Origin of the sequence: Rhizobium tibeticum (assembly GCF_900110205.1) — a bacterium.
GTDB lineage: Bacteria > Pseudomonadota > Alphaproteobacteria > Rhizobiales > Rhizobiaceae > Rhizobium > Rhizobium tibeticum.
On the sequence record NZ_FOCV01000023.1, the window covers coordinates 1 to 15,321 of the forward strand.

Annotated in this window: 13 protein-coding genes and 1 pseudogene; 9 read left to right on the top strand and 5 right to left on the bottom strand. The window is 57.9% G+C overall.

The window, feature by feature from the left end; all coding sequences use genetic code 11:
- Nucleotides 1–482 precede the first annotated feature (482 nt).
- The 5 genes and pseudogenes from BSG20_RS22775 to BSG20_RS22795 all read left to right on the top strand — a co-directional run.
- A complete protein-coding gene (locus BSG20_RS22775; RefSeq protein ID WP_072378874.1) occupies nucleotides 483–1,973 on the top strand; it encodes a mechanosensitive ion channel family protein in 1,491 nt (496 codons plus the stop codon).
- A gap of 134 nt (nucleotides 1,974–2,107) precedes the next feature.
- On the top strand, nucleotides 2,108–2,749 hold the full coding sequence (locus tag BSG20_RS22780) for a response regulator transcription factor (protein WP_072378872.1): 642 nt from the start codon (nucleotides 2,108–2,110) through the stop codon (nucleotides 2,747–2,749).
- 98 nt (nucleotides 2,750–2,847) lie between these two features.
- On the top strand, nucleotides 2,848–3,258 hold the full coding sequence (locus BSG20_RS22785) for a cupin domain-containing protein (RefSeq protein ID WP_072378870.1): 411 nt from the start codon (nucleotides 2,848–2,850) through the stop codon (nucleotides 3,256–3,258).
- A gap of 101 nt (nucleotides 3,259–3,359) precedes the next feature.
- Nucleotides 3,360–4,127 carry an SDR family oxidoreductase gene (locus BSG20_RS22790; RefSeq protein WP_072378868.1) on the top strand — a complete coding sequence of 256 codons (768 nt, stop codon included), beginning with the start codon at nucleotides 3,360–3,362 and terminating at the stop codon, nucleotides 4,125–4,127.
- Nucleotides 4,128–4,381: 254 nt separating this feature from the next.
- A pseudogene (locus BSG20_RS22795) lies at nucleotides 4,382–5,149 on the top strand (MFS transporter); the annotation flags it as partial.
- A gap of 114 nt (nucleotides 5,150–5,263) precedes the next feature.
- Here BSG20_RS22795 and BSG20_RS22800 read toward each other — a convergent pair.
- Nucleotides 5,264–6,973, bottom strand: a complete 1,710-nt coding sequence (locus tag BSG20_RS22800; RefSeq protein ID WP_342030076.1) for a PAS domain-containing sensor histidine kinase — start codon at nucleotides 6,971–6,973, stop codon at nucleotides 5,264–5,266.
- Nucleotides 6,974–7,714: 741 nt separating this feature from the next.
- On the opposite strand from BSG20_RS22800, the gene BSG20_RS22805 reads away from it, so the two are divergent.
- The 3 genes from BSG20_RS22805 (at nucleotide 7,715) to BSG20_RS22815 (ending at nucleotide 9,146) form a co-directional block, all read left to right on the top strand.
- Complete coding sequence (locus tag BSG20_RS22805) at nucleotides 7,715–8,026, top strand: GNAT family N-acetyltransferase (protein WP_280142204.1); 312 nt, start codon at nucleotides 7,715–7,717, stop codon at nucleotides 8,024–8,026.
- Between the two features lie 43 nt (nucleotides 8,027–8,069).
- Nucleotides 8,070–8,318, top strand: a complete 249-nt coding sequence (locus BSG20_RS22810; protein ID WP_072378860.1) for a thioredoxin domain-containing protein — start codon at nucleotides 8,070–8,072, stop codon at nucleotides 8,316–8,318.
- Between the two features lie 189 nt (nucleotides 8,319–8,507).
- The gene (locus BSG20_RS22815; RefSeq protein ID WP_072378858.1) at nucleotides 8,508–9,146 is read left to right on the top strand and encodes a response regulator transcription factor; all 639 of its coding nucleotides are present in this window, start codon (nucleotides 8,508–8,510) and stop codon (nucleotides 9,144–9,146) included.
- Nucleotides 9,147–9,215: 69 nt separating this feature from the next.
- Here the strand turns inward: BSG20_RS22815 and BSG20_RS22820 are convergent, their stop codons facing one another.
- On the bottom strand, nucleotides 9,216–10,088 hold the full coding sequence (locus BSG20_RS22820; RefSeq protein ID WP_072378856.1) for an alpha/beta fold hydrolase: 873 nt from the start codon (nucleotides 10,086–10,088) through the stop codon (nucleotides 9,216–9,218).
- 301 nt (nucleotides 10,089–10,389) lie between these two features.
- Between BSG20_RS22820 and BSG20_RS22825 the strand changes: the two genes are divergently transcribed.
- The gene (locus tag BSG20_RS22825; protein ID WP_072378854.1) at nucleotides 10,390–12,702 is read left to right on the top strand and encodes a PAS domain-containing sensor histidine kinase; all 2,313 of its coding nucleotides are present in this window, start codon (nucleotides 10,390–10,392) and stop codon (nucleotides 12,700–12,702) included.
- A 50-nt stretch (nucleotides 12,703–12,752) separates the two neighbouring features.
- Here the strand turns inward: BSG20_RS22825 and BSG20_RS22830 are convergent, their stop codons facing one another.
- The 3 genes from BSG20_RS22830 to BSG20_RS22840 form a co-directional block, all read right to left on the bottom strand.
- Nucleotides 12,753–13,103 (bottom strand): response regulator transcription factor, encoded by a 351-nt coding sequence (locus tag BSG20_RS22830; RefSeq protein ID WP_083539976.1) that lies wholly within the window; start codon nucleotides 13,101–13,103, stop codon nucleotides 12,753–12,755.
- Nucleotides 13,104–13,476: 373 nt separating this feature from the next.
- A complete protein-coding gene (locus BSG20_RS22835) occupies nucleotides 13,477–14,241 on the bottom strand; it encodes an SDR family oxidoreductase (protein ID WP_072378851.1) in 765 nt (254 codons plus the stop codon).
- Nucleotides 14,242–14,556: 315 nt separating this feature from the next.
- Nucleotides 14,557–15,312: a winged helix-turn-helix domain-containing protein gene (locus BSG20_RS22840; RefSeq protein ID WP_072378849.1), complete on the bottom strand. Its 756-nt coding sequence runs from the start codon at nucleotides 15,310–15,312 to the stop codon at nucleotides 14,557–14,559.
- Between the last annotated feature and the right edge of the window lie 9 nt (nucleotides 15,313–15,321).

Consider the following 15,321-nt stretch of genomic DNA (forward strand, 5'->3'; position numbering starts at 1 on the left):
AGGGCCTGATCAGTCCTGACGGATGCAGGTGGACGAACCGCATGGCAGACTGGCCTAAAATGCCGCTCACTCAGAATGGTCTCGTCGCCTGAGCCCAGCCGCCGGAAGCGGGATATTGGTGCAGCCGTGAAAGAGCGGCGACCGAATGTGAGGTTGATCTGCTCGGCTAACGAGCAGAGTCATGCAGTCGGGCTCAACCTGGATCCCACAATTTGAAAGGGCATCGATATGACAAGCTAGTCCCACTTGACCGGCGCTTCCCCATGTGAGTCTGCCATGGCCGCCCTCATTAAGGAATTTGCAGAACCTTCAGCACTCTACCAGCCAAACCTTTAGGGGACGATTGACTTTGCACCCTCCTCGCATGCGATCGGTGATCGACAGCCTCAGGCAGCGGCCTGGAGACCACAGGGGCAAACCTTCGTTTGATAGCCTCCCCAGCAGGCCGTGCGTATGGTGAAAATTTCCTCGCGAGATTTGATATGGGTCACGAAGTTCCATTGTTGCCGCTGGCTATCAGTGTCCTGGGGGTCGCCGGGATTGTAGTATGGCATGTGCAAGGCCCGTCCCGCCCAACTGCCCGGCTCATCGTGCAGATCGCGTTCTTTGCGGTGATGACAACGGTTCTAGCCTACGCTCATGCCTTTCCGTTCCATTACGACCCTGGCAGCCTCGACGGGGCGAACGCGCTGCTTGTTTCGGCGAAGATCCTCTGGTGGGTCCATTTGTCCTGGGCCGTAATCGGTTTCGTGCGGATCTACATCGTCCTCGATCATCGTCCGCGAGAGGCGAGGCTGATCCAGGACCTGATCGTGGCCGTCGTGTACCTCGGCGTGTTGCTTTCGATCCTGGCCTTCGTCTTTGGCGTCCCGATCGGAACGTTAATGGCGACGTCCGGGGTCATCGCCATCATCCTCGGACTGGCGTTGCAAAACACCCTCGGTGACGTGTTCTCGGGCATCGCACTAACGCTCGGTCGTCCGTACGTGATCGGTGACTGGATCGAGTTGAGCGACGGTACCGAGGGAAGGGTGGTGGCCAGCAACTGGCGCTCGACCTACCTGCTTACCGGCGCTCACAATGTCGTCGTCCTGCCAAACAGCGTTCTCGCCAAATTGGGCCTTACCAATGTCAGCCAGCCGGACGAGAACCATCAAATCACGCTGCGGGTGAGGGTGGCTCCGACGCGGATGCCTCGAACAATCATGGAGGTGATGCGCACAGTGCTCGACAGCAGCAACGTGATCGTGAAGCAACCCCGTTCGAACGTCGTGCTCGTCGGTATCGACGCCAGCGCAGTCACCACCGAATTGCAGTTCCGCGTCACGAGCCCGGCGCAGCGCGGCGAGGCCCGTAGCGAAGTCATCGATCTCGTTTATCGTCACTGCAGGGCCAACGGCTTGCAGCTGGCGATGCCGCTGGAAAGCTCGGTGTTTGCGGGGACCAACGCTCGACTTGAGGAGCAGCCTACGACCCCAACAGCGCTCGGCCTTATCGAGGCCATCCCCGTCTTCTCTTTCTTGAGCAGTGACGAGCGCGTCGCTCTCGCAACCTCCGCAACCCGACGAATATTTGCCCCCGGCACCGAAATCGTCCGGGAGGGCGAGGCACTCGCGACACTCATGATTGTGCAGGCAGGCATCGTGGCAATGAAGAAGGACAACGACGAAATCGCCAGGTTGGCACCCGGAGATTTTTTCGGCGAACAGGGATCGCTTGCCGGTATGGAGGAAAACCACACGCTGCAAGCTGTCACGCGCGTCATCGTGTACGAGATCGACAAGGACGCCTTTGCTCCGCTGCTGCGGGACCGGCCGGAGCTTGCCGAAGACCTGGCCGCGAACCTGGCTCACAGGGAGCGGATAGGAGAGAGATCGACGACGCTGTCGATCCAGCATGAGCGTCGGCGTCTGGACCTGCTCAACAGAATAAGATCGATGTTCCAGATACATCGGAACCATGTGAGCACCTGACTTAATCGGTTCGCTCACCATCTTGGGAAGCTGAATCCATTGACAGGACGGCGTCATTGGATGCGAATGCTGCATGACCTGACATAGTCTTTCGGTGCGATTGTTGCTCTCGGCGCAACGATCGGGAGGCCCTTATGCCTGAAACTGCCAGTTCCAAGCACCCGCTCGCCACGGTTCACATCATCGACGATGACGCTCACTTGCGGGCGTCGCTTCTCAATTTCTTCGACTCGATAGGACAGCGGGCGGCTGCGTTCGAGAGTGCCATCGATTTCCTCGAGCACGCCGATCTGACGTTGCCCGGCTGCATCCTCCTCGACATTAGAATGCCTGGGATGACAGGCTTAGAGCTTCAGGAAAAACTGACAGGTCTCGGTCACCCGCTTCCCATCATTTTCATGACGGGAAACGCCAGCGTTGCGACAAGCGTATCCGCCATGAAGGCCGGCGCTTTCGACTACCTATTGAAACCGTTCAGCTCGGAAAGTCTGATCAAGGCAACGAAACTCGCTTTGGATCGGAACGCCGAACTGCGCGGCAAATATGCGTCGTTGCTTCATGCCCGAGACAGCATTGCCAGCCTGACGCCGCGGGAAGCGGAAGTGTTCGGATTCGTGTCCAAGGGTCTGATGAACAAGCAGATCGCCTACGAGATGGGAATAAGCGAGATCATGGTCAAACTGCACCGCGGTCGGATGATGAAGAAGCTTGACGCCCGGTCTGTCGCAGATCTCGTACGCATCTTCGATGAGGTCCATCCGCAAGGTTCGGAGTGACGTTCAGGTGACACGGCTAACCTTCGTATAGCTATCCATCCGATGCGGCCATCGCCTACGATCTGCGCGTAATCAATCATCTCGAGAAGGAGATAACCATGCGAACGCTGGCAATCGGTTTGCTATGCGCGGCTATGATCGCGGTTCCCGCCGCGGCTGCGGATCAATCGCACAATGCCAATGTCACCGTGGTGTTCGACCACAAGCTTCCGAACGTCCCCGGCAAGAGCATGCGCGGCGTTCTGGTCGAGTATGGCCCCGGTGGCTACAACCCCTCGCACATGCACCCCAGGAGCGCCTTCATCTATGCAACCGTTATCGAGGGCGCAATCAAAAGCCAGGTCAACGGTGGCGAGGTGAAGGTCTACAAGACTGGTGAAAACTGGATGGAAGTCCCCGGCGACCATCACCAGGTGAGCGCCAATGCCAGCGAAACCGAGCCTGCGAAGCTTCTCGCAGTCTTTGTAGTCGACACCGATGAAACCAAGCTGGTGTATCCCGACAACTGAGGTTGTCGCTGCCATGCGGGGGGCCACGGCAGGCCTCCGCCGCTACCCGATTACGAAAACCGGATGATCCGCGAAGGATCACGAAGCGAAAGGTCGAAAACATGAAAATCGTCATCATCGGAGGCTCGGGCCTCATCGGAACGAAAGTTGCCGCTCTCCTGAGAAACCAGGGACATGACGTCGTGCAGGCCTCTCCGTCCACCGGAGTAAACACTTTGACGGGCGAGGGGCTTTCCGGCGCACTTGCCGGTGCAGCGGTGGTGATCGATCTGGCCAACTCGCCTTCATTCGCGCCCGCTGACGTGCTTTCGTTCTTCAAACAATCGACCTCAAATCTCATCAACGCAGAAAAGGCGACGGGTGTTCTCCATCACGTCGCGCTTTCCATCGTCGGCATCGAGAGATCACCCGACAACGGCTACTTCCCCGGGAAGGTCGCTCAGGAAGACATTGTCAAGAAGGGCGGCGTTCCCTACACGATCGTCAGGTCGACGCAGTTCATGGAATTCCTGGGCGGCATCGCCGACAGCGCAACGGTCGACAAGACCGTCCACGCTTCACCTGGAGCGTTCCAGCCTATCGCGGCAGATGATGTCGCCGGCTTCGTCGCGGAGGCTGCGACCGGTACTGCGGCAAACCAGACGATCGAGATCGCAGGTCCGGACAAGAAGCCGATGAGCGACTTCCTGACCGGCTATCTTGCCGCCACTCATGACGCTCGGACCGTCGTGGTCGACAAGGAAGCCAGGTATTTCGGCTCACTCGTCGACGACCAATCCCTGGTCCCGCTGGGCACCGCCAAGCTCGGACGGCTGGACGTCAAGACCTGGTTCGCGCAGCGCGCGAAAGCTGCTGCTGAGTTTGAATAGCTAGGGACGGGGCGCGGAAGACCGCGCCTCGGCCTTAGGCGGACATGCGACCTTAATACGATTTACCTGCCGAACGCGAACGCGTACATTTGCCGCTCTCACTCGTAGACCGGCGGCATGGCAATCGTTTCATGATCAATATCTCAAACCCGTCTGCGGCGCGCGACCCAGCGGCCCTCGTTGTCGGCGTCATTGCCGCCCAGGTGATCGGCGGACTGTTCGCTCAAATGTCGCCGTTTGTTATTGCCGGGTTGATGGACGGTTTGTCGCTGTCAGAGCGCGACGCGGGCATTGTCACCTCCGTGGAACTTCTTGCGCTCGCTTTCACCGCGATCTCGATCGCCCCCGTTTTGCCCCGGTTCTCCTACCGGCGTGTCTGCATTGCGGCTGTAGGGTTGACGTTGCTGGCTCAAGGAGCTTCGATCATTGCTGGCGGATGGACCGCCTTGATTTTGTTGCGGAGCATGGCAGGCGTCGGAGAAGGAGCGCTTTATGCGATGTCACTAAGCATCGTCGCCTCCCACTGCCGCAATCCCGAAAAGGTTTTCGGTTTCTTCCAACTGGTCTGGGCCCTTGGAAGTGTCCCACTCTTCAGCATCGGTGGCGAACTGACAGCCGCATTTGCGCATCGGGGTGTCTTTGCGTTGTTGGGCGCAGTTACCCTCGCACTTGCTCCGCTGCTTCTCCTTGTTCCGGATACCCGGCCGTTCAAGGAAGAGGAAGCTGCCTCGGATGCTGAGACCATTTCACCCCTGGTCGGCACATTGCTCTTAGCCGCTATCCTCCTCTTCGTTGCAATGTCCGCCGCTCTTTACGCTTTCAGCGCTCCCTTGGGCGAGCGTGCAGGAATGGAGACCACCGCAGTCGGATACACGTTGACCATCGCCTCGTTCGTCGGTCTCATCGGCGCGGTAGCGGCCACGGCGCTGAACGTTCGCTTGGGAAGGGCGATGCCCATTTCCGCGTTCTGTCTCGGCTATGCGCTTATCGCTTTGGTGCTGTGCCTTTTGCAAAATTCCACAGCTTATGTGATCGCCCTTGTGGGATCGGTTATCCTTTACTACTTCTCGATGCCCTACCTCTTCGGCCTTGCCGCGGCTATCGACCGTAGCGGGCGTTGGGCAGCAGCGGCGGGATCAGCCTACTTGTTGGGTTTTGCAGCCGGTCCTGTCTTGGGCGGCTTTGTGATCGCGGCGAGCGGCTATACAAGCCTTGGTGCGGTTTGCGTCGCGATGACGGCTGTCGCCTGGATTCTTGCGATGATCGTCATCAGCCGAGCCGCCTTGAGGCCCGGACGACAGATCTTCTTCCATCGAAAGGGTGAAGGCAACGGTCGCGCCCCTGGCGTCGTTGTTGGTCATCCGGAATTCGCCTCCATGGGACTCCACGATCGAACGACAGATCGCGAGCCCCATCCCCATGCCATCCTTTTTGGTCGTGAAGAAGGGCTCGAAGACACGCTCGATGTCGCTAAACCCGCTCCCGGCGTCTCGAACCTCAATTCGCACAGCTCCGGACCCATCGCGACATGAGCGGATGTCCAGTGAACGCGCGCCATCCTCCGTCTTATCCATCGCCTGGATACCGTTCCGCATGAGGTTCATCAGAACCTGTTGTATCTGTACGCGATCAAGGGCGATCATCGGAGGATTCGGATCCAGATCCGTTGTGATCCGAACGGCGTTCGCGCCAACTTCGTCGGCCATGAGGCGGCAGACTTCCTCTATGATGAGGTTTGCGTTTTCAAGCGTTCGAGGTTGCGAAATGTGTTGGAACAGGGCGCGGATCCGCCGGACGACATCCCCTGCGGATACCGCCGCCGTCGTGATGCGTTCGGCAGCGAGCTTTGCCCGCTCCACGTTCGGAGGATCGACGCAAAGCCAGCGAGTGCAGGCGTCTGAATCGGCCGCAATCGCCGCCAAAGGCTGATTGACCTCGTGTGCGATAGAGGCGGACAGCTCGGCCAGGTTTGCAGCTTGCGTCGCATGGGCAAGCTTCGCGGCCGAGCGCCGCAAGGCGTCTTCCGCTTGCACCTGATCATGAATCTCGTGGCAGAGGCCGAACCACGTGACGATGTCCCCATCCTTGTCGCGCATCGGCTCAGCGCGGCCCGACATCCACCTGTACATGCCGTCGGCCCGAAGGAGTCGATACCTCATGGCGAAGCTTTCGCCCGTCAGCAGGCAACGCCCCAACTCATTCCCTACGGGTGCCGCGTCGTCCGGATGGAAGATTGTATCCATCACGGTCTCGAGAGTTGTCTGGTCCAAGACTTCCAGACCGAGAAAGTCAGCCATGCGCTTGTTCACCAGTGTGGTAGTCCCGTCTGGTGTAAGTCGCCACAAGTTGCTCGGGACCATATCGACCAGCAATGACAGCTCGGCCGTCCGATTGCGCAGATCCTCCTCGGCGCGCCTCTGCTCTTCGATGTCGATCGTCTGCCCAAACCATGCATTGATAAAACCTCGGCCATCGTACGACGGTCTGCCCGATGCTCGAAACCAACGATATTCGCCATCGTCCCGACGCAGGCGGTGCTCGCTGTCGAAGTGCGCCCCCGTCTCTAGGCTATGCGCCCAATTCGCTGCAACGCTCTCATAATCGTCGGGATGAATATATCGTCGCCATCCGAATTGGTCTCCTCGCACGAAGAATGCGACCGCATCAAGTGTCGTGCCGAAGTATGCTTGCATGCTCTGGTTCATATAGGTGAACCTGCCAAGCGGATCAGCAGACCAAAGATGCGCCGGTATGTTCTCAGCGAGCTGCGCCGTCAAATCTGAGGTGCCGCCGCCGGAGTCCGTTGAGGTGGACATTGTCCTCGTTCGCGCCTGTCTACTCGACATACGATCCTCCGCGTTGTCGACTACTCCATCCACCGTTGCTGGTTTGCTGGCAGATTCCCTCCGGCCCCGCTCACGATTCTACACAATTAAGGGCGCACTGGATGCGGAGTTTATAGCCCCTCTGGTAAGAAGTGCAGCCCCAAAACTTTATGGGGGAGTGAAACTCAGTCACCATCAAACCTGTGACTTGGGGTAGACGTCGATTTAAGCTGCTCGCTTCAGACGACCGGCAGCGACACGTTGCGCGCGTCCCGAAGCCGAACTTGCTCTCGAGACGGAAGCTTCCTCCGGCTTCATTGGCGAAGCGGCTCACGATTGTCAGGCCAAGTCCGCCCAGTCCTGTCGTCTTAGTCGTGAAAACGGCTCGGTTGCGCGACGAATCATACCGTGCGGCATCCCATCGGCCTCGATCTGAAAAAGCGACGCCGCCACGTCGAACTTCTCTAACAATCGTCTTCTCCGCTGATTTTCGGCCGAACACTTCCGTGCTTCTCGACCGGTCTGTCTGCACCACCCAGTCGGCCATTCGGCGCACGCGCGCCCCGGAAGCCACCTGTCCGCCCGCGGTCTAGGTACGGCGGGAGAGAATGGCGAGCAAGTAAACTTACGTTTGGATTACGGCCGCGCTCATCGGACTGTATCCTCCCTCGGCAGCCCCAGACGGTTCGTGACCCCAGCGATCCTATAAGACCAGCTCGGAAGGACAAACCGATGGATTCCAAGGTGAGAGACAACCCTGAAATGCATCGGTTTGAACGCCAGATACATGCAGGAATGTTGGCCGCGGCATACTATGAGGTGGACGGCGAACGACTTGTCTTCGTCCACGTCGAGACTCCGGAATTCGAGGGGCAGGGCATCGGTGCCGCCCTCATCAAAGGCGTCTTCGATAATCTCCGGGAAAGAGGCCAAAAGGCCGTGATCTGGTGCTCGTTCATGCAGAACTTCCTGCAGACGCACCCGGAATTCAATGACGTCGTGGACCCCATTTTCGGTCAGGCGCATCCATCAATATTAGTGGAAGCGATCCTAGCAAGGCCGCCCGGTTCTTGAATCGTGCCCCGTCACGTTCATCGAACAACAAAGGAACGGTCCGATGAAGCTCTACTACTCTCCTGTGGCATGCAGCCTGGCAGACCACATCGCGTTGAGGGAAGCCGATGTCGATTTCGAGATTGAGGGCGTCGACTTCGCAACGAACCTGACAGCAGGCGGGCGCGATTTCGGTACCGTCACCCCAAAAGGATACGTGCCGGCCCTGGAACTGGAAACCGGAGAGATCCTGACGGATTACACCGCCATTGGACCGCGGCGCGTCACTCCTTTTTCGGAGTTGGTCGGGTGATGAACAGTTCCGCTGTCGCTGCCGCTGCACGCATGCATGGGTCAGGCGCTGGAGAGCAAGTAAACCAAGGTTTATCATCACTCGGCCTGGCGTTCGTGATAATTAGACCCCAGCGGCGGCACCCACTTGGCATCGACGTCATTCCGCCCCTCATAGGAGAGTGCGCCGCAAGCGAGTGGAGGATCGATCATGGAAAAGCTAGATACGAAACAGGATTTGTCCGCCGAACCTATTGTCTATGTCATCGATGATGACAAGCACATGCGAGACGCTCTTCTCGACCTCTTCATGGTAACGAACAGGCGGGCTTCCGCTTACTCCAGTGGACCTGAGTTCATGAGCACGGCCGATACGACCGCCCCTGGCTGTATCGTTGTCGACCTTCGAATGCCCGGAGGCACCGGCCTCGATGTCCAGAGCCAGTTGATCTCGCTCGGAAGTAAGATGCCGGTCATTTTCCTGACGGCCCATGCCGACGTTCCCGCCAGCGTCAGGGCAATGAAAGCCGGCGCTACCGATTTCCTCACCAAACCGTTCGTTACGCGGGATCTGCTCGACGCTGTAGATCACGCCATTCGCCTGGACGGCGAGAGACGCAAAGTTGAAACCGAACGCGAGCAGATTCGGACGCTGGTCGATACGCTGACCCCGCGAGAGCAGGAAGTGATGTTCGGCGTCGTCAGCGGGCTTATGAACAAGCAGGTCGCCTATCAGCTCGGGATCAGCGAAATGACCGTGAAGCTACATCGAATGAGCGTGATGCGCAAAATGCAGAGCCGTTCCCTTGCCGATCTGGTTCGCAAGGCCGAAAAACTGCAAAGGAACTGAGGGAAGCCCGCAAAGCGCGGGCTGAACCGAATGGCGCGGAGGATGCATGAAGCACCCTCCGCATTATTTTTATACGGCAATGAATCTCAGCAGATCGAGATTGATGATATCCGCATGGGTCGTCACCATCCCGTGCGGCAGTCCCTTGTAGATCTTCAGTGTCGCGTTCTTCAGAAGTTTGGCGGAGAGAGGGGCGGAATCTTCAATCGGGACGACCTGATCGTCATCACCATGGAGAACGAGAGTCGGAACCTCGATCGTTTTCAGATCTTCCGTAAAGTCGGTTTCCGAGAAAGCCTTGATACCCAGGTAGTGAGCGTTTGCCGCGCCCATCATGCCTTGTCTCACCCAATTCTGGATAATCGGCTCAGAGGCAACGGTGGCGGGCCGATTGAAACCGTAGAAAGGCCCGCTGGCTACGTCGTAATAGAACTGGGCTCTGTTCGACGCCAGCGCAGCACGGTATCCGTCGAATGCCTCGGTCGGAAGTCCGCCTGGATTGTCTGGTGTCTTCACCATGATGGGCGGTACTGCGCCGATGAGTACCAGCTTCAGAACGCGGCCTTTGCCATAGCGGGCGACATAGCGGGTAGCTTCGCCACCGCCCGTCGAATGACCGATATGAACAGCGTTCCGCAAGTCCAGATGTTCCACGACGGCGGCAACATCGGCAGCGTAATGATCCATATCATGGCCGCCGCCGACCTGTTCCGATCGGCCGTGTCCGCGACGATCGTGAGCGATAACACGGTAGCCTTTTCCCAGAAAGAAGAGCATCTGGGCGTCCCAGTCGTCGCCGCTGAGGGGCCACCCGTGATGGAACACGATCGGCTGCGCCTCCTTCGGCCCCCAGTCCTTGTAGAAGATGCGGGTGCCGTCGATCGATGTCACGTAGCCATGCCCGGCCTTTTCGGATGTCGTGGTTATTGAATTGACGTTCATTCCGAACTCCTATTGCTAAGTCTTGTTCCAGTGCTGAAACACCGGCCCGCAACGCTAGCATCTCCACGTTGGCGCAAAAGCTATACGTACGTTTGATCGGTGACAGCCGTCTCGATGCCCCCTTGCGATCCCATCGTTTCCTGTCCTGGACCTGTCGAAGGATGCCCGCGGTCGATGGCCTTCCGTTGCGGAAGGAACTTGTGCGTCGTCAGCCAATCGTGTGCCTACGTTGGACTGAAGCGCGGCGCGGGCGTAAAACATGTCGAGCGATCACAGCGAAGCTCCGGATGGAGAGCAACCGATGACGCCTGATACTGTCACAGCTGGCAATTCGCCTATCGAGGCCGCAAAGACCGTTGAAAACTTGACCGGCGTCGGTTGGGCATTCGATGCGAGCGGCAGGTGGATTTACCTCTCACCTGCCTTACAAGCCGCTCTAGGCAAGACGCCAGACGAGTTGAACGCTTGGTGGAGCGAGGGAGAGGTCGCCTGGAAGCAACTGCTCTATCCCGATGACTATGAACGCGTTGCCGGAGAATGGCGTCACTCCATTCATTCCGGACAACCCTTCGACAGTGAGTTTCGTATCCGACGCCGGGCCGGGTACGGTTGGGTTCGAAGCTCCGGAAGGGCTGTCCGAGATGGCACCGGCGACATTCTCGGATGGTATGGCACGTCGATCGACATCGACAGCTTCCGGGCAACCGTTGATACGTTGCACGACCGGGAGCTTGAACTTTCGCAACTCGTCGACACGGTTCCCGGCCACTTGTGGCGTCTGACACCTGAGGGCGAGCCGATCTTCTTCAACCGGAGAATGATCGACTATCTCGGCCGAAACGTCGCAGACATCGAAAGCCCCGGTCTGAGCCGACTGGACGCCATGATCGAGATGGCAATTCATCCCGACGACGCGGCTGAATTCGGAAGCACTCTGAATCAAAGCCTTGTCACGGGAGAAAGCTTCTTCATGAGATACCGCCTGCGTCGTTTTGACGGGGTTTACAGATGGATGTCCAGCCGAGCGGAATCCATGCGGGACCGCGACGGCCGCATCGTCCAGTGGTACGGCCTCTGTCACGACGTGAACGACCAGGTTCGTACAGAGGAAGCTCTCAAGCGATCCGAATGGCACTTGCAACGACTGATCGACGCGCTGCCGGTAAACATCTGCAGTTGGACGCCTGAAGGAGCACTCTCCTACGTCAGCAAGCGATTTCTGGAACAAGCAGGATTGACGAAGACGGACTTCGCTGAGTTCGCCAAAGCGGCATTGGATTTGATCCATCCCGACGATGTCGAGCAAGTGAGAGATCAGGCAATTCGGTGCATTCGGTCAGGCGAAGCATTTTCTATGAAATATCGTCGACGCGGAAAGGATGGCTTATTTCGGTGGACTGACGATCGGTTCGAGCCGCTGCGCGATGCCGATGATGCGATAGTGGAATGGTATGGCCTATCCATCGATGTCGATGACGAGATGCGAACTCAACAGTCGTTGCGTGATAGTGAGCATTCGCTCCATCAACTCGTCGAGACGCTGCCGGCGTTGATCTACTGCCTAGCGCCTGACGGTGCGCCGATCTATCGTAGTCACAAGCTGAGCGAGTATCTGGGATTCGAAATCGAAGATAAGGACGAGATCGGCAAGCACCGCCTGGATGTGACCCTGGACGCCATTATCCATCCGGACGAGCTAGCCGCCGTCAAACACAAATACAGTCAGTCGCTCCCGACCGGCGAGCCGTACGCGATGAGGCATCGATTGCGCCGGTTCGACGGCGAGTACCGATGGATGGAGACGCGGGCCTTGGCGATGCGCAATGCCGACGGCGATATCGTGCAGTGGAACGGCGTATGTATCGACATAGACGATTGGCTTCGCGCACAAGAAGAGCTCAGGGTCGCACAAAGAAATCTCGCAAAGGCCAGCGAAGCGGCGAGCCTAGCCGAACTCACCGCATCGATCGCGCACGAAATTGGCCAGCCTCTGGCGGCCATGGTATCGAGTTCAGATGCCTGCCAGCAATGGCTCAGCGGCGACCCTCCAAACGTAGAACGGGCACAGAAAGCGCTCGAACGCGTCGTTCGCAGCGCAAATACCGCAACAGAGGTGGTCGGTCGCATCCGTGCCCTTTTCAAGCATACCCCGGAGGCGCGCCGAACACAGGCGCTTGACGCTGTGGCGGTGGAGGCCCGCGATCTGATGGCTGAAGAAGCCACGCGACGGGGCGTACGGATGGAATGCCGAATTGAGCAAGATCTTCCGCCGTTGTTCTTCGATCCTATCCAAATACAACAGGTCTTCGTCAATCTCATCCGGAATGCATTGGAAGCAATGGACCTTGCTGCAGATCGCGGGATGCTCCAGTTGAGCGTACGACGCGACAGCAAGCGGGTTTACACGGAAATATCCGACACCGGGCCGGGCGTGGAAGATCCAGAGCAAATATTCGAACCATTCTACACCACAAAGGGGCAGGGGATGGGGATGGGTCTGGCAATATGCCGATCAATCGTCGAAGCGCACGGCGGCAGGCTCTGGGTGGAGAGGAATGATCCGACCGGAGCGAAGTTCATCTTTGATTTGCCGGTCGAGGGCCAAGAAGCTTAAGGATCCGTCGTGCAGATTACGCCGCCCACATTTGAAGCTTCGTACATGCGCTAGATCTCAATAGCGGTTTCGATCGCCCTTCGAAGTTCCGCGCCAGCAAAAGGCTTGAACAAGCAGATTCCTGCCCGCTTCGCTTCGTTGATCAGCGCCTCTTGCGCATGGCCTGTCATGAATACGACGGGTATCGCGATATTTCGCCGCTTCAGTTCCTTATAAAGGTCGATGCCGCTCATGCCTGGCATTGAAATGTCGAGAAGAAGACATCGCATTTCGGGGATCCGGGACGATTCCAGAAAATCGGCTGCAGACGCGAATGTCACGACGGAATAACCAGACACTTCGAGCAGATCGAGCAATGATTCCCGAACCACTGCGTCGTCGTCTACGATGGCAACCAGCATATGAAGCATTTCCATGTGATGTAGTGCTTCTTTGCTCTATTGGAGGCATCCTCACCGGCCAAAGCGCACTTGCCGAACCAAGCGCAGTAGTCGGGCCGAGACCGCGCCTTCGATCACTACGTTCAAGAGGAACGATCATCGACCTATGGGAGCATTCGCGTCAATCCAAACCTAAGTATGCTATCGGCCGTTTCGGAAGCGCTCGAGGCGTCTGAAGAAGTGTGATTGAGCGAAATCGCCGAATCTATGGAATATTGGAAACGCCGCTACCCGAAGCTCCGCGTTGAACTTCAGTTCGTTCGGTGCCAAGCCATACTCCCGCCTGGAGCTTCCCGGAGCGGAGGGCGCGTAACCTACGCGTCGCATCAAAGCCTCACGCGTATTCCTGTGAAACCATGTTCCTGGAAAGCCAATCGTGGAAGGTCAGGTCTCCCGAAGCGGCTGCCGATGTGGGAAGGAGGCCATCTTTTGGTAGAGAGACGCCGAAATACCGAACTTCATGATCGAGTTCCACAGGCCGCGGGTCATCAGTGGCGGTGACGAGCTCGCGGGCCATTTCAGGCAAATGAAGGCGTTCAGGTCCGGCTATCTCAACGATCGCGTTGGCGGGCTTTCCGGCCGCCAGACGAGCAACTGAAGTTGCTGCTTCGTCTGCGGCAATCGGTTGGACAAGGATCGAAGCCAGACGCAAGACTCCATCCACCGCGCTGGCGTTTACAATTCCGTCGAAGAACTCGAAGAACTGAGTAGAGCGTACGATCGTGAACGACAATCCGGACGCGCGGACGAGGTTCTCTTGGACTAGTTTCGCACGGAAATAATCATTCTCGACCAAGCGATCAGTGCCCACGACGGAGAGCGCCAGATAATGGCTCACCCCCGACGTTCTGGCAGCAGCGAGCATGTTGGCCCCGGCTTTCCTGAAGAAATCGAATGCGTCGCTTTCTCCGAAAGATCCAGAGTTCGTGACATCGATCAGCGCATCCGCTCCGGCGAGTGCTCTCTCAAGGCCTACCCCGGTATAGGCGTCGATGCCGTTGCTGGTCGAAGCTTTCACGACGTCGATTCCTTCTCTCTCGAGGACGGAAACAATCTTGGTACCCATCAGGCCGCTTGCGCCGATAACCGCGATCTTCATCTCACGCTCCATTGCAGGTGCCGCCAAAGACGCTATCGCGTCCAATCGGACGCGCGTCGAGCAGGCGGGGCAAGCTTCGGATTTACGGCAAGCGAGGTCAATGCAAACCAAGGTTTGGGATGTTAGCGACGCTTCGAACGGCTAACTCAACCGCCGTGAGCTGTGTCAACCGGACACGATGGAGACGATGAACGCAGGGATTTTTCCGGTTTCATCCTGCGGCCAACGAAGCGGCAGCCGAGCGTCCCACCCATCCGGCTTGCATTTGCAGGGCAAGGACCGACCGCCGATGTCGGTCCTCGCCTATTTTTCGGACTAGGTTTCACGAACCACCTGCCGCCGCAACCGGGGGCGCTCATCGACCTCCACGTCAGTTTCCAGCACATAGCCCACGCCTCGAACCGTCTTGATCAGCACAGGACTCGCATGATCCTTTTCGATCTTGCGACGCAATCGCAGGATCAAGGGGTCCAGACTGCGGTCGAAGATTTCCTCGGAATGAACGCGGCTCGTGGACAGGAGCTGCTTGCGACTGAGCACCTGTCTTGGCGCATTGAGGAACGCGATCAACAGGTTGAATTCAGCGGTGGTCAATTTCACATCGCTTCCGTCCAACCGAATCAAGCAACGCTGCCGAACAGATAGCTTGTAGTCATCAAAGCGATAACCGCGTCGATCGCGTGCCAGCAGCGGCGACGTCCTATCGCGCATCGCCACAGTCAGCCTAGCCATGAATTCGCGGTACTCGAAGGGCTTAACGAGATAGTCTACAGCGCCAGCCTCCAATCCTCGAACCTTGTTGTCTTCATCAGTCAAGTCGACGCTAGTAACGATGATCGGTGTATGGGTCAGCGAAGCCAGGTTTCGCACCGTGGCGAGAGCCTCCGATGAATTAACTTCTACAACCATCGCATCCGCGATTTCCATCGCGACCAACCTTCGGAGCTCGCGTTCTTCTGAGACCAGGCTAACTCTGATCGAGTTTGCGGCGAGGACGTCCGCTATCTTCGTCCGGGTCGTCATGTCGTGATCCAGAACAAGGACGTGTTTTCTGGCTGCCCCAGCGTTCATCAAGGAGTA